The sequence below is a fragment of the Allobosea psychrotolerans genome, assembly GCF_002917105.1.
Taxonomy (GTDB): domain Bacteria; phylum Pseudomonadota; class Alphaproteobacteria; order Rhizobiales; family Beijerinckiaceae; genus Allobosea; species Allobosea psychrotolerans.
Map to the genome: position 1 here is coordinate 192,758 of NZ_PQFZ01000006.1, position 18,325 is coordinate 211,082.

The 18,325-nt window shown below is 67.1% G+C and carries 19 protein-coding genes; 4 read left to right on the forward strand and 15 right to left on the reverse strand.

Going from position 1 to position 18,325, the window contains the following annotated elements:
- Positions 1-3: 3 nt before the first annotated feature.
- The 5 genes from CYD53_RS12870 to CYD53_RS12890 all read right to left on the reverse strand — a co-directional run bounded on the left by CYD53_RS12870 (position 4) and on the right by CYD53_RS12890 (position 6,210).
- Positions 4-837 (reverse strand): carbohydrate ABC transporter permease, encoded by an 834-nt coding sequence (locus tag CYD53_RS12870; RefSeq protein WP_103718488.1) that lies wholly within the window; start codon positions 835-837, stop codon positions 4-6.
- On the reverse strand, positions 827-1,702 hold the full coding sequence (locus tag CYD53_RS12875) for a carbohydrate ABC transporter permease (RefSeq protein WP_103718489.1): 876 nt from the start codon (positions 1,700-1,702) through the stop codon (positions 827-829). The genes CYD53_RS12870 and CYD53_RS12875 overlap by 11 nt, the downstream gene beginning before the upstream one ends.
- Before the next feature lie 182 nt (positions 1,703-1,884).
- Complete coding sequence (locus tag CYD53_RS12880; RefSeq protein ID WP_103718490.1) at positions 1,885-2,973, reverse strand: LacI family DNA-binding transcriptional regulator; 1,089 nt, start codon at positions 2,971-2,973, stop codon at positions 1,885-1,887.
- Between the two features lie 208 nt (positions 2,974-3,181).
- Positions 3,182-4,774 carry an ABC transporter substrate-binding protein gene (locus tag CYD53_RS12885; protein WP_103718491.1) on the reverse strand — a complete coding sequence of 531 codons (1,593 nt, stop codon included), beginning with the start codon at positions 4,772-4,774 and terminating at the stop codon, positions 3,182-3,184.
- The gene (locus tag CYD53_RS12890) at positions 4,771-6,210 is read right to left on the reverse strand and encodes an amidase family protein (protein WP_103718492.1); all 1,440 of its coding nucleotides are present in this window, start codon (positions 6,208-6,210) and stop codon (positions 4,771-4,773) included. Before CYD53_RS12890 ends, CYD53_RS12885 begins: the two co-directional genes overlap by 4 nt.
- 122 nt (positions 6,211-6,332) lie before the next feature.
- Between CYD53_RS12890 and CYD53_RS12895 the strand changes: the two genes are divergently transcribed.
- Positions 6,333-6,947, forward strand: coding sequence for a TetR/AcrR family transcriptional regulator (locus tag CYD53_RS12895; RefSeq protein WP_103718493.1), 615 nt, complete (start codon positions 6,333-6,335; stop codon positions 6,945-6,947).
- A gap of 205 nt (positions 6,948-7,152) precedes the next feature.
- Here CYD53_RS12895 and CYD53_RS30260 read toward each other — a convergent pair whose 3' ends face one another.
- The 3 genes from CYD53_RS30260 to CYD53_RS12905 all read right to left on the reverse strand — a co-directional run bounded on the left by CYD53_RS30260 (position 7,153) and on the right by CYD53_RS12905 (position 8,254).
- Positions 7,153-7,326, reverse strand: coding sequence for a hypothetical protein (locus CYD53_RS30260; RefSeq protein ID WP_181011842.1), 174 nt, complete (start codon positions 7,324-7,326; stop codon positions 7,153-7,155).
- 47 nt (positions 7,327-7,373) lie between these two features.
- Positions 7,374-7,769, reverse strand: a complete 396-nt coding sequence (locus tag CYD53_RS12900; protein WP_103718494.1) for a hypothetical protein — start codon at positions 7,767-7,769, stop codon at positions 7,374-7,376.
- Positions 7,770-8,005: 236 nt separating this feature from the next.
- A complete protein-coding gene (locus CYD53_RS12905) occupies positions 8,006-8,254 on the reverse strand; it encodes a DUF2249 domain-containing protein (RefSeq protein WP_103718495.1) in 249 nt (82 codons plus the stop codon).
- Between the two features lie 417 nt (positions 8,255-8,671).
- Between CYD53_RS12905 and CYD53_RS12915 the strand changes: the two genes are divergently transcribed.
- Entirely contained in the window at positions 8,672-8,872 is a 201-nt protein-coding gene (locus CYD53_RS12915; protein WP_103718615.1) for a DUF1858 domain-containing protein, read from the forward strand.
- A gap of 44 nt (positions 8,873-8,916) precedes the next feature.
- On the opposite strand, the gene CYD53_RS12920 is transcribed toward CYD53_RS12915, so the two are convergent.
- Entirely contained in the window at positions 8,917-9,615 is a 699-nt protein-coding gene (locus tag CYD53_RS12920) for a Crp/Fnr family transcriptional regulator (protein WP_103718497.1), read from the reverse strand.
- A gap of 475 nt (positions 9,616-10,090) precedes the next feature.
- On the opposite strand from CYD53_RS12920, the gene CYD53_RS12925 reads away from it, so the two are divergent.
- Both CYD53_RS12925 and CYD53_RS12930 read left to right on the forward strand, forming a co-directional pair.
- On the forward strand, positions 10,091-11,272 hold the full coding sequence (locus CYD53_RS12925) for an NnrS family protein (protein WP_103718498.1): 1,182 nt from the start codon (positions 10,091-10,093) through the stop codon (positions 11,270-11,272).
- A gap of 220 nt (positions 11,273-11,492) precedes the next feature.
- Positions 11,493-11,783 (forward strand): DUF6455 family protein, encoded by a 291-nt coding sequence (locus CYD53_RS12930; protein ID WP_146055910.1) that lies wholly within the window; start codon positions 11,493-11,495, stop codon positions 11,781-11,783.
- Positions 11,784-11,805: 22 nt separating this feature from the next.
- Here CYD53_RS12930 and CYD53_RS12935 read toward each other — a convergent pair whose 3' ends face one another.
- From CYD53_RS12935 to CYD53_RS12960, 6 genes are read right to left on the reverse strand one after another with little or no spacing between them, the layout of a single operon-like run.
- The gene (locus CYD53_RS12935; RefSeq protein ID WP_103718500.1) at positions 11,806-12,678 is read right to left on the reverse strand and encodes an alpha/beta hydrolase family protein; all 873 of its coding nucleotides are present in this window, start codon (positions 12,676-12,678) and stop codon (positions 11,806-11,808) included.
- On the reverse strand, positions 12,675-13,682 hold the full coding sequence (locus CYD53_RS12940; RefSeq protein WP_103718501.1) for an ABC transporter ATP-binding protein: 1,008 nt from the start codon (positions 13,680-13,682) through the stop codon (positions 12,675-12,677). The genes CYD53_RS12935 and CYD53_RS12940 overlap by 4 nt, the downstream gene beginning before the upstream one ends.
- Positions 13,679-14,662 (reverse strand): ABC transporter ATP-binding protein, encoded by a 984-nt coding sequence (locus tag CYD53_RS12945; protein ID WP_103718616.1) that lies wholly within the window; start codon positions 14,660-14,662, stop codon positions 13,679-13,681. The genes CYD53_RS12940 and CYD53_RS12945 overlap by 4 nt, the downstream gene beginning before the upstream one ends.
- 14 nt (positions 14,663-14,676) lie before the next feature.
- Positions 14,677-15,615, reverse strand: a complete 939-nt coding sequence (locus tag CYD53_RS12950; RefSeq protein ID WP_103718502.1) for an ABC transporter permease — start codon at positions 15,613-15,615, stop codon at positions 14,677-14,679.
- The gene (locus tag CYD53_RS12955; RefSeq protein ID WP_103718503.1) at positions 15,612-16,589 is read right to left on the reverse strand and encodes an ABC transporter permease; all 978 of its coding nucleotides are present in this window, start codon (positions 16,587-16,589) and stop codon (positions 15,612-15,614) included. Before CYD53_RS12955 ends, CYD53_RS12950 begins: the two co-directional genes overlap by 4 nt.
- A 46-nt stretch (positions 16,590-16,635) precedes the next feature.
- Complete coding sequence (locus CYD53_RS12960) at positions 16,636-18,246, reverse strand: ABC transporter substrate-binding protein (RefSeq protein ID WP_103718504.1); 1,611 nt, start codon at positions 18,244-18,246, stop codon at positions 16,636-16,638.
- Positions 18,247-18,325 lie beyond the last annotated feature (79 nt).

Here is an 18,325-nt window from a genome sequence, read left to right on the forward strand (position 1 = left end):
TGGCTACCCCTTCGTCGAACCGGCGGTGAGGCCGGCCACGAGGTAGCGGTTCATGAAGACGACGAAGAGCAGGACGGGCACGAGCTGCACGGTCGAGGCCGCGAAGAGGATTCCCCAATCCACGCCATCGATGGAGCCGATCATCTCGGAGATGACGAGCGGCGCCGTCTTGGCGCGCGTGGCCGTGAAGACGAAGGCGAAGAGGAACTCGTTCCAGGAAAACACGATCACGAAGACCGCGACCGCCAGCACGCCCGGCATCGCCAGCGGCACGATCACCTTGCGCAGGATCGTCAGGCGGCTGGCGCCGTCGATGGCGGCCGCCTCGTCGAGCTCGCGTGGGATCTGGTCCATGAAGGTGCGCATCAGCACCGTGCCGAGCGACACGAAGAAGGTCGCATAGAGCAGGATCAGCACAAGATGCGTGTCGTTGAGGCCGAGCGCGTTGACGATCGGGAACAGCGGCAGCGTCACCACGATCGGCGGGATCAGGCGCACGATGATCAGCCCGGCGATGCTGGCGCCGAACCAGCGCCCGGAATGACGGGAATAGACATAGCCCGCGCAGGTGCTGGCGACGATTGCGAGCAGCGTCGCCCCGACCGTGATCAGCAGGCTGTTCAGCAAGGCCTCGAAGAAGACGCCCCAGGACCGCCAGAGCTCGGCATAATGCTTCAGCGTCGGGGTGAAGAGCCATTTCGGCGGCACCGCGAAGATGTCCTGCCCCGGCTTCAGCGAGGAGACGGCGATGAACAGGATCGGGAACAGCGACCAGAGCAGGATCGCCGCGACCGCAGCCGCCTTGCCCAGCCCGATGAGCCAGCGCTCAATGCGCATGAGCGAGCCCTCCCCGCCTGAGCAGCAGGACATAGGCCCCCGCCAGCAGGAGCGAGATCACCACCATGATCCAGGCGGTCGCGGCGGCCGGGCCGAAGGCGTTGAAGCTGAAGGCTTCCTGATAGAGGTAGATCGCCACGACCTCGGTCGAGCGCGCCGGCCCGCCTTTCGTCAGCAGCCAGGCCTCCGAGAACAGGCGGAAGGCGAAGATGTAGCGGAACAGCAGCGCGATCAGCATCGCCGGCGCAAGCAGCGGCAGCGTCACGCGCCGGAAGGCCTGCCAGCGCGTCGCGCCGTCGATCCTGGCGGCTTCATAGAGCTCGGCGGGGATGGCGAGGCGCGCCGCGTAGACGATGACGAAGGTGAAGGGCAGGTGCAGCCAGATCGTCAGGAGCCCGATCAGGGTCATCGCATGCGACGGCTCGAACGACCAATCCAGCGTCGGCAGGTTGAGCGCGCGCAGCGCCAGCGTGATCGGCCCGGCATCGGGATCGAACAGGAAGCGCCACATCACCACGGCGGTGACCTCGCTCACCGCATAGGGCGCCAGCACCGCGACGAGCAGGAAGCGTCGGAACGGCAGGCCGCTGGCGAACAGCAGCGCCATGCCGAGTCCAACAGCGAGTTCGAGATGGACCGCGACGACGACGAGCACGACCGTGTTCAGCAAGGCGCGGTGAAAGGCCGGATCGGCCAGGACGCGAACATAGTTCTGCAGCCCGACGAAGCTCGGCGCCTGGCCGAAGCTCGACATGTTCAGGCTGAGCCAGACCACATAAAGCGACGGCAGCACGATCACGCTCAGGATGAGCAGATGCACCGGCGCTAGCAGCGGCAGGAGCCGTGCTGTTGTTGGAAGCTGCACTCTTTCCTCCGGAACTCTCTTGATCCGGGCTCTGTCGGCCCGGTGATCAGGTCGCAATCGTCTTTCAGATCAGGTTTCCTTCATTCGGACGCTTCCGTCAGAATGCAGGAAACCTGATTGATTCTAAAAGCTTAGAGCATTGCTTCTGCGAAAAACCGGTACCCACTTTTTCGCGCAAGGCTCTAGTGGACGGCGTTCGCCGCCGTCTTCGTCTCCTGGTCCTGCAACAGATCGTGGCTTTGGGCGTCGTCCCTGGCGGCAGGCGAAAGCTCGCGCACGGAATCGCGCACCTGCAGGCTGGTCTGCAGAACGGTGCCGAGTGGCGGCGAGGCATCGCCGGACATGCGCCGGCGCAGCCGTTCCCAGGCCGCGGCGGCGATCTCGGCGATCGGCTGGCGGATCGCGGTGAGGCCGGTCTTGCGCGCGCTCATCCAGGGATAGTCGTCGAAGCCGACGACGGAGACCGGATCGGGGATGTCGATGCGCAGCCGCGCAAGCGCCGACAAGGTGCTGAGCGTGGTGACATTGGTCAGGGCGATGACCGCGCTCGGCCGCTTATGCCGTTCGAGCCAGTGCAGGAAGGCCTCCGTGCCGCGCTCCGCATTCGATCCGAGTTCGATCACGGTCGGGTCGGCCCCCGCTGTCGCGCGGATCAGCGCGGAGGCGCCGCGGACGCGCTCCCGGATCGGGGAGATCGCCACGTTTGAGGCCGCGACGACGATGTCGCGATGGCCGAGCTCCAGGAGATGGCGGGCGGCGATCTCGCCAGCCTCGCAATTGTCGATCGCGACCGTGTCGACGATGGATCCCCCAGGCGGCACGCGATCGGCAAAAACCATCGGCAGGCGCGCGAACTCGTTGTCCAGCCCGGCGGGGACAGCGTCCGAACAGGGGATGACGATCAGGCCCGAGGGACGCCAGGCCAGCAGCGTCCGCAGGCGCGACTGCTCCAGCCCGATATCGTCGCGCGAGCTGGCGACGATGATGTCGTAGCCGTCCTTCTGCGCCATGACCTCGAGCTGCGAGACGAGCGAGGTGAAGAACACGTCGTCGAGATCCGGCACGAGCACGCCGACGACCTTGGCCTGGCCCGAACGCAGCTGCGAGGCCGCGCGGTCGACCTGATAGGACAAGTCGCGCGCCGCCTTCTGCACGCGCTCCTGCAGATCGGCATTCACCGGCTTGTTGCCACTGAAGACGTTCGACACGGTGGCGATCGAAACGCCCGCGCGCGCCGCAACATCCTTGATCGTGACGCGCCTCTCCGACATGCGGTCCACAGCCTGTTAAACGTTTTACAGTAAAACGTTTAACAGGCTGATCGCGGCTTTGCAAATGTTGTGTTCACGGGTGCGGACGGTGGCGTCGGCTTTCACTCGGCAAGCGAGCTCCCGACCTTGTCGAAGGCTGTCTCCAGCTCTCGCCTGCGGAGTTGGCAGGATGCGAAAAAGCGGTTCCCGCTTTTCGCATCCTGCACAGCTAGCCGCGCCTGACGTTGTAGAACAGCGGGAAGCCCTTGAGGACACCGGTCAGGTTGTTCCTGTAGGCGGTCGGCTGGTAGAATACGCCGAGCGGGATATAGGGCAGGTCCTGGAATGCCTGGACCTGCATGCGCTTGCTGATGTCGAGGCGTGCGCCCTCGTCAGGGGCAGAAAACCAGTCGCTGCGCATCTGTTCGAGCTCGAGGCTCGTCGGCCAGCCGAAAGTGCCGGTGCGCCCGACGCCACGCAGATAGGTGTGTGCAGCCGGATTTACCGCGCTGACGCCGGTGGAGTAGTTGCACCAGATGTTCCAGCCGCCCTTGTCGATCGGTTGCTGCGAGGCCACGCGCTGCAGCACCGTTCCCCAGTCCAGCGCCTGATAATCAAGATTGATGCCGGCGCGCCGCAGCATATCGCCGGAGACCTCGCTCATCGCATTCAGCGCCGGAAAGTCGGTGGGCACCGGCATGACGATGCGCTCTCCCGCATAGCCGGCCGCCTTCAGCGCCTCCCTGACACGGCCGATATCGGGCGTCTTCGGCAGGGCCTCCATGCCGGCGCTGTTGGCCATCGGCGACCCCGGCGCGAAGAAGCCGACGCTGTCGGCCCAATAGCTGCGGTCCTCCCCCGCCACCGCGATCATGTAGTCTTCCTGCTTGATCGCAGCGAGCAGCGCCCTGCGCATCTCCGGCCTGTCGAAGGGCGGCTGAAGATGGTTGAAGCGGATCATCGCGACGGCGCCGAAGCGATCCAGGACCTCGACCTTGAGGGATCGATTGGCCTTGAGCGTCGGGATCAGATCGGAAATGGGCTGCTCCCACCAGTCGATCTCGCCGGTCTGGAGTGCGGCAGCTGCCGTCGCCGCATCAGGGATGGTGCGCCACTCCACCCGGTCGAAATGCACGACTTTGGGACCGGCCATGAAGCTAGGCTCGCCACCGGGGCGCGGGACATAGCCGGAAAACTTCTCATAGGTATTGAGTGATCCCGGAACACGCTCGTTCGCCAGATAGCGGAACGGTCCGCTCCCGACCATTTCGGTGACCCGCTGCATCGGGTCGGTCTGCGCCAGCCGCTCCGGCATCATGACGCAGACATTCGTCCCCGGCTTGCCCAGAACATCCGCCAGCAGCGGGAAGGGGCGTTTCAGGCGGAAGCGGATCTCCGTATCAGAGGGAGCCGTGATCTCGTCGACCACGGCCATCAGCGACAGGCCATAGGTGTCGCGGGCGCCCCAGCGCTTGATGCTGGCGACGCAGTCGCGCGCAAGCACCCGCTCGCCATCATGGAACCGCAGCCCGTCGCGCAAGCTGATGCGCCAGACGAGCCCGCCATTCTCCACAACATGGCCCTGCGCCATCTGCGGCTGCGGGCGCAGTTGCTCGTCGACGCCATAGAGCGTGTCGAAGACGAGCAGGGCGTGGTGCCGGATGACGAGCCCGGTCGACTGGATCGGGTCCAGCAAGGCGAGATCCGCCTGCGGGACGAATTTGAGGACGCGTGCGGACTGGCTCGCCGCCAGCCGCGGCGCGGCGATCGCTGCGGCAACCGTGGCAGCCGTTTGGCCGATCAGGCTTCGACGTGTGATCATGCGGCACCCCTCTGTTCGTTGCCGCCCGCGAATTGCGGCCGGTGTTGCTGCCACGGGCGCACCGTCTCAAAACCTGCCGAGGCCTGAAGGACGCCGAGATCATCAAAGCGCGGACCGACGAGCTGCAGGCCGACAGGCAAGCCGTCGGTCGTGAAGCCGCAGGGAATGCTGGCCGCGGGATTGCCGGAGAGATTGAAGGGATAGGAAAACTCCGCCCACATCAGCCAGTCCCAGGGATGCTGCGGCCAGGACGGCGGCTGCAGCAGATCGGCCGGAAAGGCCGGGGTGCTGACGGCCGGCGTCAGCAGCAGGTCCCAGCCCTGGAAGAAGCGGTGAATCCGCTCGACATAGTCGAGCTTGCGAAGCCGCATCAGGTGGTATTCCTCACCCGTGATGCCTTGCGCCTCGTCGAGCATCGCGACGAGGCCCGGGTCCATCTTGTCCCGCCATTGCGGCAGATAGGCCGCGCCGCGGGCGAGATAACCCGCCTTCCAGAAAAAGCGCGCCAGCTCCGGGCCGAGCGGCCCCCAATCCGGTGTCACGAGCTCGACGGTTGCGCCGAGCCCCTCGAAGGCCTTCACGGCCTTCGCAGTCAGTTCCGCGACCTCGGGATCAACCCGCGCATGGCCTAGATCGGGACTGAAGGCGATCCGTTTGCCCTTCAGATCGGCGCCGAGCTTCTGTGCATAGGGCTCCGGCGGGGCTTCGCAGCTGGTATGGTCCCAGGGGTGTGGCCCGGCCATCGCTTGCAGCATGAGGGCGCTGTCCGCCACGGTGCGGGTCAGCGGCCCCATATGGGTGGCATAGTCGTTGTTGGGCACTGGCCAGTAAGGGATGCGGCCATAGGTCGGCTTGAGGCCGTAGACGCCGCAGAAATGCGCGGGCATCCGGACCGAGCCGCCGCCATCGGAACCCAGATGAAGTGGTCCAAAACCAGACGCAGCCGCGACCGCTGCGCCCGCCGAGGAGGCGCCCGCATTATAGCCGTGCCGCCAGGGATTATGCGTGATGCCGCTGAGCGGGCTCTGGCTCACGCCTTTCCAGCCGAACTCCGGAACGGTGGTCTTGCCGACGGTCACCCCGCCGGCCTCGTAGAGGCGCGAGATCACCGGCGCATCGGTGTCGGGCACCCAGTCGACCGTCGCCCAGGAGCCCTGGGACGTCCGCAATCCCGCTGTCGGATGCATGTCCTTGAGGGTGAGCGGAATGCCTTCCAGCAGCCGCGGCGGCCGTTTGCCGGCATAGGCCTCTTCGGCGGCCCTGGCGGCGTTCAGAGCAATTTCGGGCGTGATCATCGTCATGGCGTTCAGCGACGGGTCGACCGCGTCGATCCGTTCCAGGACGGCGTTCGCGACCTCGACGGGCGAGAGTTCGCGTCGCGTGAACAGGCGCTTCAGATCCATTGCGCTGAGAAAGCCGAGATCGGTCTGGGGCATGGACACACCTGATCGTTCGCGACCACAGTGATGCGGCCACGGGGAGGAATCGTTGAGCCTGCGAGCGAGGCGCTGTAAGAGGGCTTCCCTAATGCAAGATATTTCAATACGGAGCGTAGCGTATGTCAATAGACAATCACGCCGGCAGCTCCTCGCCACCGGGCGCGGGAAGAGCCGGCCGCCCCCGCGATCCCGCGGTCCAGCGGCAAATCCTGGAGGCGGCATACGAGATCGTGCGGGAGGGCGGATATGCCGCGCTCTCGATGGAGGGCGTGGCCGGGCGCGCCGGCGTCTCCAAGCAGTCGGTCTACCGGCGCTGGTCGTCGCGGGGGGATCTGCTGGTCGATCTCTATATGGGGACGGCCGAACAGCAGGATGCGCCGCCCGAGGGCCAGACGTTCAAGGCTCGCTTCGAAAGCTATCTGCAGTGGAGCGTACACCGCCTCTTCGATCCGTCGCGCGCCAACATGCTGAGGGCGCTCGCCACGGAAGGACAGGCCGATCCCGCCGTGAGACAGGCGCTGCTCTCGCGTATCGTCGAACCCCGCCTTGCTCTGGGCCGTGACATCATCCTGCGCGGTCAGCAGACCGGCGAGGTCCGCGCTGATCTCGATGTCGACATCGCGCTCGATTTTCTGTTCGGCTCGGTCTGGTTCAGCCTGCTCGTCACGGGGAGGCCGCTCAACGAAGCCTGGCAGGAACGCAGCTTGAGCGCCTTCTTTCTGCTGACAACCTAGTTGGGCGGTAACTGGACCCTGCGAGCCATCAATCTCTATGCAACCGCCTTCACAGGCCCTGCCCACCCCGGCGCATTGCCTAGCCAAGCGGGCATGGCTCACTGGAGCCAGAGGCTGGCCGAAGGCTGGTTTCCCGCACGGCTCTCGCTGACACCGGCCAGCAGCGACCGACCAACCCGCCCTCCCCCCAGACGGCGCAAAGACCTCAGGCCACCGTCGCTGCCTCCGGCTTCGACTCCTCGACCGTCGGAATGCGGCCCACCAGCCAGTAGGCTGCGGCGGCGCGCGACATCGCCGCCCCGTCATGGCCGATACCGGTGGCGATCGAAACGCCCGCGTGCACCGCAACACCCTTGATCGCGACGCGCTTCTCCGACATGCGGTCCAAATGTTGTGTTCACGGCTCCGATCAGGCCTGCGCGCGGTTCACTCCGCGACGGTCTCGTCGGGCCTGCGGACCTCCCGTGCCGCCCGCATATCCGCTGCGCCGAGTGCAGCCGCCTCCTCGATGCCTTCGAACAGCAGGGCGACCTCCTCGAACACGCTCAGGTCTGGCTCATCCATCGGGAGTTCGTCGAGTTCGCGGGCGAGATCAAGCAGTGCGCCGATGCGCTCCGTCTGGTGGCGGGCGTCGAGGATGAGGCGCCGGAGCTGACGCCGATCCTCCAACGCCTCGAACCTCTGCAGGGCGCTGTCGAGTTTGCTCCGGCACTCGCAATCGAGCTCCAATCCCCGAACGATTCCGCGCACGCGCTGGATCACGCCTGCCGCTGCGGCTGGCGCCTCCAGGCCCTCCGAGGAAGCGGACGTCACCTCACTCATCACAATCTCCCCATGCCGGGCGCCCGGAAGCGGAACCGGGGGCCTCGCGGCGCACGGCTTGTCCGCGGATTGAAGGGAGAAGCGCGGTCATGGGGCGCGATCCACCACTGCGACCACGCAAGCGCGAGGCTGCCGCAACGGGAGCAGCAGCGCGAGGGCGAAGCCGAAGAGGGCCAGCGCGGTCAGGGAGCGGCGCCCGGATTACGAGACGGCTGTGCAGGCGTCTTGCCGCCAGATCAGGCCGCGCGGGTGATGCGGATACGCCAGACATCTGGCCCCTCCTCCTCGTAGCGCCACATGAACGCCCCGGGATGGCGGACGTTGAACTGGTAGAGCAGCGGCCAGGGATCGTGATCATTGACCAGGACCAGGGCGTCGCTCGGCTCGAGCTCCCCGAAGGTTGCGAAGATCAGCGGGTGACGGCGCATGCGCGGCAGGATCTGGCGCACGTCGATGACGGTTTCGGACGCAGTGCGGACGCTCATCAGGCAGCTTCCTTCGGTGGACGTCCCAGCAGCTTGCAGCCTCGCTCGGTGATCCGGTCCGGGCTCCAGCTTGGATGCCAGACCAGATCGAGTGCGATGCGCACGGCCGCGCGATGGACCAGCCCGAGATCGACCACGCTCAGACCGATCTCGGGGATCCATGCCTCCGAGAAGGCGTTCCAGCAGATCTGGATCGAGGGGCGGCGTCGCTGTTGGGCTCATGGCTGGTCTGCATCCGGGCGGGCGGCCTGGACAATGCCCGCAGCTTCGCCATCCCTCTTTGCGGTCGCGCAAACAAAACGACCGAACCCTTGCAGAGCCGCCGGCCTCACCCTTGGCGGATTTGTGCCGGCGCAACGATCGCCGGGGCCCAAGGGCGCAGCCTCGGCCATGCCGGATTTACGCAAGGAGGCCGCCATGCCCATCGAGTTCACGACGCTCGTCGACGCGGTCATGCGGCGATGGCCGGCAACCATCCGGATCTTCCTCGATCACAGGATGCATTGCGTCGGCTGCCCGATCGCCTGTTTTCACACCGTCGATGACGCCTGCCGGGAGCACGGCGCAGACCGCGGCAAAGTCCTGGCCGATCTCCGGGCGGTCGCTGCGCGGCGGTGACGTCCGTCGGCCGCCGACGGCGCGGCGGCAGGACGTCACGAGGCCTATGGCAGGCCGCCCTCGGCCAGTACGAACAGCCGGTGCGGTTCGAGAATGGTGATCTTCTGACGCCCGCCTGCGACGAAGCCGCGGTCCTCCCACGCGCTCAGGACGCGGCTGACCGTATGCAAGGTGGTGCCCGTCATCTCGGCGACGTCCTGACGCGAGATCGGAAAATCGATCTCCACCCCAGCCTCCACCTTGCGTCCGGACTGCTGGGCCAAGCGCAGCAAGGCATGTGCGATCCGCCGCTCGACCTGCTCGGTCGACATCTCGACGACGCGCGCATGCGCATCCTGCAACCGGCTGCCCACGGTCTGGAGCGTGTTGACGGCGAGGGTCGGATGCTTGGCGATGAGGCGGGGCCAGGCGACGGACGGCCACACCAGCGCGATGCTGTCGACGACCGCGACGGCGGTGGCGGGATAGGTCGTCCGCCCGATGGCCATCGCGACCCCGAACACTTCGCCCGCGGACACGAACCGCACCACCACCTGCTGCCCGTCCGGCGTGAGTTTGTAGACGCGCAGATGTCCGTGCAGCAGCACGAAAAACGAGTGCGCCTCGGCGTCCTGCTGAAAGACGGTCATTCCCTTCGGATAGCGCACGGACTGCGCCTCACGCAGCAATTCGTCGAGTTGCTCCGGCGCGAGACCGGCAAACAGCGGCAGGTCCGCAACGAGGGTCCGGTCGACGCTGGCCATGACGAGCACTCCGAAGCAGGGTGTAGGCTAACGTCTTCACGGATCTGGACGGACGCCAGCGCCAAGTCTCGCCGATACGGGCTCGGGCCGGCAAGGCGGAGTGGCCGGGCAACAGTGACAATAGCGGGGACTGCCGCTGTCGCAAACGGCGGCCGGGCTCGTCCTGACGCGACCGAAGCGGATTTGCCTGGCTTGTTGCCGCGCAAGCAGGATGCGACCGGCCCCTCCCACAAAAGCGGCGCTCTTTGCGCCGCATCAAACAGCAGCCGGAGGGCCGGGCGTATCACCTCCCCCAAGAGCCTCGATGCGGTTCGCGATTTTTGCATCGCAACTGGAGACGACCATGCGCAAGGCGATGATGCTCGGGACCGTCGCGGCGAAGTAGGCGGCCACCGCAGACACCGTGCCGCCGCGACGGCGGCCTGTCTGCCCTGGGCGCCCTCGCATTTGTCCTCGTCTATGAAGGAGGCCAGTGATGGCTCCGATTCCGCGCCTGCGGGACTATGTCGGCCCTGCGGTGCTCTCTTACGGCTTCCGCCCGTTCTTCCTCCTGGGCTCGATCTATGCCGGCCTGGCCATTCTGGCATGGCTGCCGATGCTCTATGGCGAGCTTGAAATCGCGACCCTCTTTTCCCCGCGCGACTGGCACATCCACGAGATGCTCTACGGCTTTCTTCCGGCCGTGGTGACGGGCTTCCTCCTGACCGCGATCCCCAACTGGACAGGGCGGTTGCCCCTGCTAGGCAAGCCGCTGCTGGTGCTCGTCGTCGCCTGGATTCTTGGCCGTGTCGCCGTGACCGGCTCGGCCTGGATCGGCTGGCTTCCCGCCGCCGCGATCGACCTGTCCTTCCTGCTCCTTGTCGCCGGAGCGGCCGGGCGCGAGATCGTCGTCGGACGAAACTGGCGCAACCTGAAGGTGCTGGTTGCGCTGGGCCTGCTGTTGGGCGGCAACGCGATCTTCCACCTGGAGGCTCATCTCTACGGCGCCTCCGATTATGGCGTCCGGCTCGGCATCGCTGCGACCATCCTGCTGGTGATGCTGGTCGGCGGCCGAATCGTGCCGAGCTTCACGCGCAACTGGCTGGCCCGGGAGAACCCCGGACGCTTGCCTGCATCCTTCGGGCGCTTCGATATCGCCGCGATGATCTGCGCCGGAGCGGCTCTCCTCGCCTGGATCGCGGTTCCGGAGGCGCGCGCGACGGGGGCTGCCCTGCTTGCGGCGGGCCTCCTCCAGGTCGTGCGGCTTGCGCGCTGGGCCGGATACCGGACCTGGCGGGACCCGCTGGTGCTCATCCTCCACGTCGCCTATGCGTTCGTGCCGCTGGGCTTCATGCTGCTCGGCCTGGCGGCGCTCGGCTTCGGATCGGCGACTGCGGGCATCCATGCCTGGACCGGTGGCGCCGTCGGCACCATGACGCTCGCAGTCATGTCGCGGGCGAGCCTCGCGCACACCGGGCGGCCCCTTGCCGCGAGCCGCGCGGTCCAGGCCTTCTATGCCCTGGTCGTTCTTGCCGCGCTCGCCCGGATCTGCGCTTCGCTCCATCCCGCCTGGAGCCTGGGCCTTCTGAATGTCGCCGGCCTTGCCTGGGCGGGGGCATTTCTGGGCTTCGCGCTGGCCTATTGGCGCGTCCTGACCCAGCCCCGCCTGGGGCATTAGAGGCTGTCCCAGCGAAGGGGCCACAGGCTCGCGTGAAGAAAACGCGTTAAAGCAGAGAGCCAGAGCGTCCCGCAGTTTGCGCTGGCGCAATGCGAAATGCGCGTTGCTCTGCATCATTGTCGCCGCAACCCAGGCCCCGGAGGCGTCGGCCTGTCACGGAACCGGGGTCGTGCCTGGCAGGGCCGTGTCGACCAAGGCACTCAATGCGAAGGATGCGAACATGCGGGGATGGTTGAGAGGTCGGGTCGCGCGGCGGGCGCGCCTGATGGACGCGATGATGGCGCGTATCGGCGTCGATCCCGGGCTTGCCGCTCTCAGAGGCCGGGCCTTCGCTGCGGCCGGCCGCCGCTGCCTCTGGTGCGCCGCCTCGCAGCAATGCGAACGCTGGCTCGAGGAGACCCGCTCTGCGGCCCATGGCCCGTCATTCTGTCCGAACACGCCGTTCTTCGAGGACATCCGTTCCGTCCCCAGCGCGGCGACGCGTTCGGGTGCGGGGACAGTCCCGGGATAGGCCTGCCCGCGACAGCAAAACCTCAGGCCACCGCCGAAGCCTCCGGCTTCAGCTCCTCGACCGTCGGCATCCGGCCCTCGAACCACCAGGCTGCGGCGGCGCGCGACATCGCCGCCCCGTCATGGCCGATGCCGGGCACGGTGATCAGCGACCAGTTGCAGGCCAAGCCGCGCCGCGCCGCCTCAGCCTTGGCGAAGTCGAGGGCGAAATGCGCCCGCGCATAGCGCATCGGCCCCTGCGCCAGGGCCTCGGCCTGCGCCGGCAGGTTGGGATCGCTGGTGACGATGTCCTGGTCGCCGGCGAAGATCACCATCGGCCAGGCCAGCCAGCGCGCCAGCTCCGCCTCGCCGAGGCCAAGCCCGTCGAGTCCCTCCGGGAAGCGTCGCTCCAGCGTCGGCAGCGTGTACCAGCCCGAATTGGCGGCAAAGGCTGTCTCGAACGGCGTCTGCGTTTGCGTCGCCAGCAGGCGGTGGACGAACTGGCCGCCGGCGGAATGGCCGAACAGCCTGACCGTGTCGCGTTTGGTCACGCCGGCCCGGCGCAGCGCCGCCAGCACGCGGGCGGGCACGGCATAGAGCCAGTCCTCCTCGGCGGCGATCGCGCCGCCCTCGCCGACGACGAGACCGTTATTGTAGCCCTCCGCCCTCGGGAAATGGTCGTTGCCGAAGGTCGGGGCGACGATCAGCAGATTGTGCTTTTCGGCGGCCTCGATCCAGAAATCGCGATAGTCGTCGCCATTGCGCAGCATGCCATGCTGGACGAAAACGACCTCGTCCTGCGGGCGATGGCGCGCCGGCCGGTAGAAGTTGATCTCCAACGGCCGCTGCGGGTGACGGGCGTCGATGAAGGGCAGGCTGCTGCGCCCCATCGGGGGATCGAGAACGAGCGTGGTCATGCGGCTTTCCCTGTCATGTGCAGGTGGCAGGCGGCGCTGCGGCCGGGCGCGATCTCGACGAGGTCCGGGCGGACCTCGCGGCAGACCGCCATGGCGTGCTCGCAGCGTGGGTGGAAGGGGCAGCCCGGCGGCGGGGCGAGCGGCGAGGGCAATTCGCCCTTCAGCGGCTGGAAGCTGCTCTTGCGCCGTGCCGCCGAGGGGATCGCCTTGATCAGCGCCGCGCTATAGGGATGCGCCGGCTCGGCGAAGATCGCGGTTGCGCTGCCGATCTCGACGATGCGGCCGAGATACATGATCGCGACGCGGTCGCTGATATGGCGGACCAGGCCGAGATCGTGGCTGACGAAAAGATAGGTCAGCCCGTGCCGCGCGCGCACATCCATGAACAGGTTGATCACCTGCGCCTGGATCGAGACGTCGAGTGCCGAGACCGGCTCGTCGCAGACCAGGAAATCGGGCTTCACCGCCAGCGCCCGGGCGATGCCGATGCGCTGGCGCTGGCCGCCGGAGAACTGGTGGGGGTAGCGCTCGCGATAGGCGAGATCGAGCCCGACTTCGGTGAGCGCCTGGTCGACCGCGCCATCGAGCTCGGCCTTCGGCACGAGCTTGTGGACCGCAAGCGCCTCGCCGACGATGCGGCTCACCCGCATCCGCGGATCGAGCGAGGCGTAGGGGTCCTGGAAGATCATCTGCACCTTGAGCAGATAATCGAGCCGCTCCTTGCCCTTCAGCGCCGCAGCCGAGCGGCCCTTATAGACCACCTCGCCCTCGCTCGGCGGCAGGATGCCGGTGGCGATGCGCGCCAGGGTCGACTTGCCGCAGCCGGATTCGCCGACAAGGCCGAGCACCTCGCCCTTCCCAATGCTGAGATCGACACCATCGACCGCCTTGAGGGTCGCGGGCGGCGCGTGCCGGCCGAGCCCGGTCAGGATGCGCTCGGCGAGATTGGCCTTGCCGCGGAAGTATTTCCGGACGCCGCGCAGTTCGAACAGGGGCTCGCTCATGCCGCCACCTGCTCCGCCGCGGGGTTGTGGCAGCGCAGGCTGCGGCCGTCATAGGCCTGCGGCTGCGGGTCGCTCTCGGCGCAAACAGGCAGGGCCCGCTCGCAGCGTGGCCGGAACGGGCAGCCGGAGGGGCGCGAATCGATCCGCGGCGCGACGCCGTCGATCTGGTGCAGCGGCTCGCCCGGCTCGACCATGCTGGCCGAGGAGTTGAGCAGGCCGAGCGTATAGGGGTGGCGCGGCCGGTCGAGCACGGTCTCGACATCGCCGATCTCGACGATGCGCCCGGCATACATCACCGCCACCCGGTCGGCGAGCTCGGCGACCACGGCGAGGTCATGCGTGATCCAGATCACCGCGCAGCCGGTCTCGCGCGAGAGCTTCTGCACCTCGTAGAGGATCTGCGCCTGGATGGTGACGTCGAGCGCGGTGGTCGGCTCGTCCGCGATGATCAGGTCGGGGTCGTTGAGGAGCGCGGTCGCGATCGCCACGCGCTGGCGCATGCCGCCGGAGAATTCATGCGGGAACTGCTTCAGCCGGGTTTCCGGCGAGGAGATGCCGACCCGCGCCAGCGCCTGTGCCGCCTTGGCGAGCGCCTCGCTGCGGCTGCAGTCGCGATGCTCGAGGATCGCCTCGCTCATCTGCTCGCCGATGCTGAGCACCGGGTTCAGCGTCATCAGCGGGTCCTGGAAGATCATCGCGATCCGGTCGCCGCGCAATTGGCGCAGGCGCTCCTGCGAGGCGGCGCGCAGATCCTCGCCCTCGAACAGGATCTCACCGGCGACGACCTCGCCCGGCGGGTCGATCAATTGCACCAGCGAGAAGCCGGTCACCGATTTGCCCGAGCCGGATTCGCCGACGAGGCCGAGCACCTCGCCCTTGGCGACGTGGAAATCGACGCCGTCCACCGCCGCCCAGGCGCCGTCCTGCGCATGGAACACGGTCTTGAGGCCGCGCACGGAAAGGAGGGGCGTTTCGCTCATGTCCAGGTCGAAGCTCATGCGCGCACGTTGAAGCTGCGGCGCAGGCGGTCGCCGACGAGATTGAGCGACATGATCAAGAGCACCAGCGCGATGCCGGGGAAGACGGCGATCCAGTATTCGCCGGAGAGCAGGAACTCGAAGCCATTGGCGATGAGCAGGCCGAGCGAGGGCTGAGTCACCGGCACGCCGACGCCGAGGAAGGACAGGGTCGCCTCCAGGGTGATCGCCGAGGCGATGCTGATGCTGGCGACGACGAGCACGGCGCCGACCGAGTTCGGCAGCAGATGCGCCAGCATGATGTGACGCGTCGGCAGGCCGAAATTGACCGCGGCCTCGATATACTCCTTGCGCCGCTCGACCAGCGCCGCCGCCCGCATCAGGCGGGCATATTGCGCCCATTGCACCAGCACGATGGCGAGGATGACCTTGTCGACGCCGCGGCCGATCGAGGCCAGCAGCACAAGCGCGACCAGGATCGAGGGAAAGCCGAGCATGAAATCGACGACGCGCATGATCACGGCATCGACCGCGCCGCCGAACTGCGCCGCAGTGAGCCCCGCGAGGATGCCGATCGAGAGCGCGCCGATCGTCGAGGCCAGCCCGACCAGCAGGCTGGTGCGCAGGCCGTAGAGGATGGCGCTGAACATGTCGCGGCCCTGGGCATCGCTGCCGAGCCAGTAGGTGAAGCCGGCCATGCCCTGCTCGCCCGGCGCCAATCGGTTGTCCATCACGCTGAGCGCGCCGAGATCATGCGGGTTCTGCGGCGCGATCACCGGCGCGAGCAAGGCGAGCGCCACCATGATGCCGAGCAGGATCACGGCGCCGCGCGTCGTCGGCCGGTTGCGCAGGCGGGCCAGCACCTTTTCGCGCAGGGGCGTATCGGCCTGCGCCGGGCCGGCGAGGCGGGGCAGGTCCCGGCGAGGCAAGTCCGGACGGGGCAAGTCGAGGCTCATGCCTGCTCTCCCGCAAGCTTCACCCGCGGGTCGAGCGCGGCATAGAGCACGTCGACCAGGAAGTTGACGGTGACGAAGAGCAGCGTCGCCAGCAGCACATAGGCGACGACCACGGGCCGGTCGAGCTGGTAGACCGAATCGATCAGGAGCTTGCCCATGCCCGGCCAGGCGAAGACGGTCTCGGTGATGGTCGAGAAGGCGACGAGGCTGCCGAACTCGACGCCGACCACGGTGACGACCGGGATCAGGATGTTGCGCAGCACATGCCGGTTGACGATGCGCCGGGGCCGCACGCCCTTGGCGCGGGCGTATTTCACATAGTCCTGCGTCATCGTCTCCGCGGTCCCGGCCGCAACCAGGCGCACGATCAGCGCGAGGTTCGGGATCGCCAGGTTGAGCGCGGGCAAGGCGATATGCTTCAGCCCGTCCAGCGTCAGCAGGCTGGTCTTGAGCCCGAGCAGCGAGGCCGTCTCGCCGCGCCCGGCCGTCGGCAGCCAGCCGAGCAGCACGGCGAAGAGCAGGATCAGCATCATGCCCTTCCAGAAGCTCGGCAGGGAGAAGCCGAGCACGGTGCCGGCCATGACGATGCGGGCGCGCCGGCTGTCGGGGTTGAGGCCGACCATCAGCCCGAGCGGGATGCCGGCGGTCAGCGCCAGCGTCATCGCCAGCAGCACCAGCTCGAAGGTCGCCGGCAAGCGCGCCAGGATCAGTTGCAGCGCCGGCACGCCATGGACGAAGGAGCTGCCGAGATCGCCCTTCACGGCGTTGCCCATGAAGGTGAGGTATTGCAGCCAGACCGGCAGATCGAGCCCGAGCCGGCGGATCAGCGCCTGGCGCTCGGCATCGCTGACCTGCGGCGAGACCAGGAGCTCGATCGGGTCGCCGATGCCGTAGACGGCGAAGAAGACCACGACCGAGACCGCGAGCAGCACGAGCACGCTCTGGATCAGCCGCTGCAGGACATAGGCGGTCATGCCGAACCTTGAAGAGTTGGAAACCTCGAGGAGAGGACCGCCGGCTTTATTTCGCCGGCTTCACCGACATGGCGAGCATGTACTGGTCGGCGCGGCCGGCGACCGCCAGTTCGGACTTGAAGGCCCAGATGCCGCTTTCGAAATGCAGCGGGATGAAGGCGCCGTCGGCGAGGACGAGCGTCATCGCCCGCTGCAGCAGCTCAGCGCGCTTCTTATCGTCGAGCGTCGTGACCGCGGCGCGGATAACCTTGTCGAACTCCTCGTTCTTGTAGCCGCCATAATTCGAGCCGCCGAGCGTCTTGGCCTCGTTGGGGGTGGGCGGCCACTGGCGCAGGAAGGAGGCGGCCTCGCCGGTGCCCGAGCCCCAGCCGCCGAGCGCGACGCTGAATTCCTTCTTGGCGCGGCGCGGGAAATAGATCGCCCGCGTCATCGCGTCGACCTCGGTCTTGATGCCGATCTGGGTCAGGTATTGCGCCACCGCCTGGGTGATCTGGCTGTCATTGATGTAGCGGTCATTGGTCGAGGACAGCGTCAGCTGGAAGCCATTGGGGTAGCCGGCCTCGGCCAGCAGCTTCTTGGCCGCAGCCGGGTCATAGGCAAGCTTGGGCGGGTTCGCCAGCGTGCCGGACATGCCGGTCGGCAGGTACTGATAGGCCGGCTCGGCGGCGCCATCCATGATGCGCTTGACGATCGCGTCGCGGTCGATGGCAAGCGACATCGCCTTGCGGACGCGCACGTCCTTGAGCGGGTTCTTGCCGTCCGGCGCCTTGACGAAGGGGCTCTCGTCGCGGGCGACGTCGAGCTGGAAATAGATCACCCGGGTCGAGGGCGTGATGACATGGCCGAAGCGCTTGTCGCCCTTGAGCCGGGCAAGGTCGCGCGCGGCGGGGTTCTCGATCACGTCGTAATCGCCGGCGAGCAGGCCGGCCAGGCGCGGGCCGGCATTGGTCACCGGCAGGAAGCGCACATTGGCCCAGGGCTCGGCAGGGCCCCAATAGCTCGGGTTGCGCTCCAGCTCGATCGCCGAGCCGCGCACATAGCTCTTCAGCTTGTAGGGCCCGGTGCCGATCGCGGCCGTGCCGTCGTTGAAATTATTGACCGTCGGCCAGGGCCCGGTGACGCCGCAATTCTTGGCGACGTCGTAGCTGATCGGGCCATGCTCGACGATGGAGGCGGTGAGGATCGGCAGGCCCGAGAGCAGGGTCGGCAGCAGCGGCTCGGGCTCGGTCGTGTTGATGACCAGCGTATGCGCATCCGGTGTCTCGACCGAGGCGAAATTGCCGGTGATGTCGGCGAAGGAACCGGAGACCTTGGTCTCGTTCTTCAGCGTGCGGCAGAAGGTGAAGACCACATCCTCGGCGGTGAAGGGCTTGCCGTTGGTGAAGGTCACGCCCTGGCGCAGCTTGAAGGTCCAGCGATTCTTGCCGTCATTCTCCCAGGAGGCGGCGAGGCCGGGCTTGAGCGCCTGCTTCTCATCCTGCAGCACGAGCCCGTCGAAGATATGCATCGCGAGCGCGTTGTTGGGGGTGAGGTCGTGATAATGCGGGTCGACGGCGGTCGGCTCGGAGGCGAGCGCGATGCGCAGCGTCTGCGCCATGGCCGGCGCGCTGAGCAAGCTGGCGCCGAGCAGGATGGTGATGAGCGCAGGCTGACGCATTGTCTGGTCTCCGTTCCCGTAGCTGGTCGTTGCTTTGACAGCTTTATTTTCACGAGTTACGAAACATGAAAATGATCCG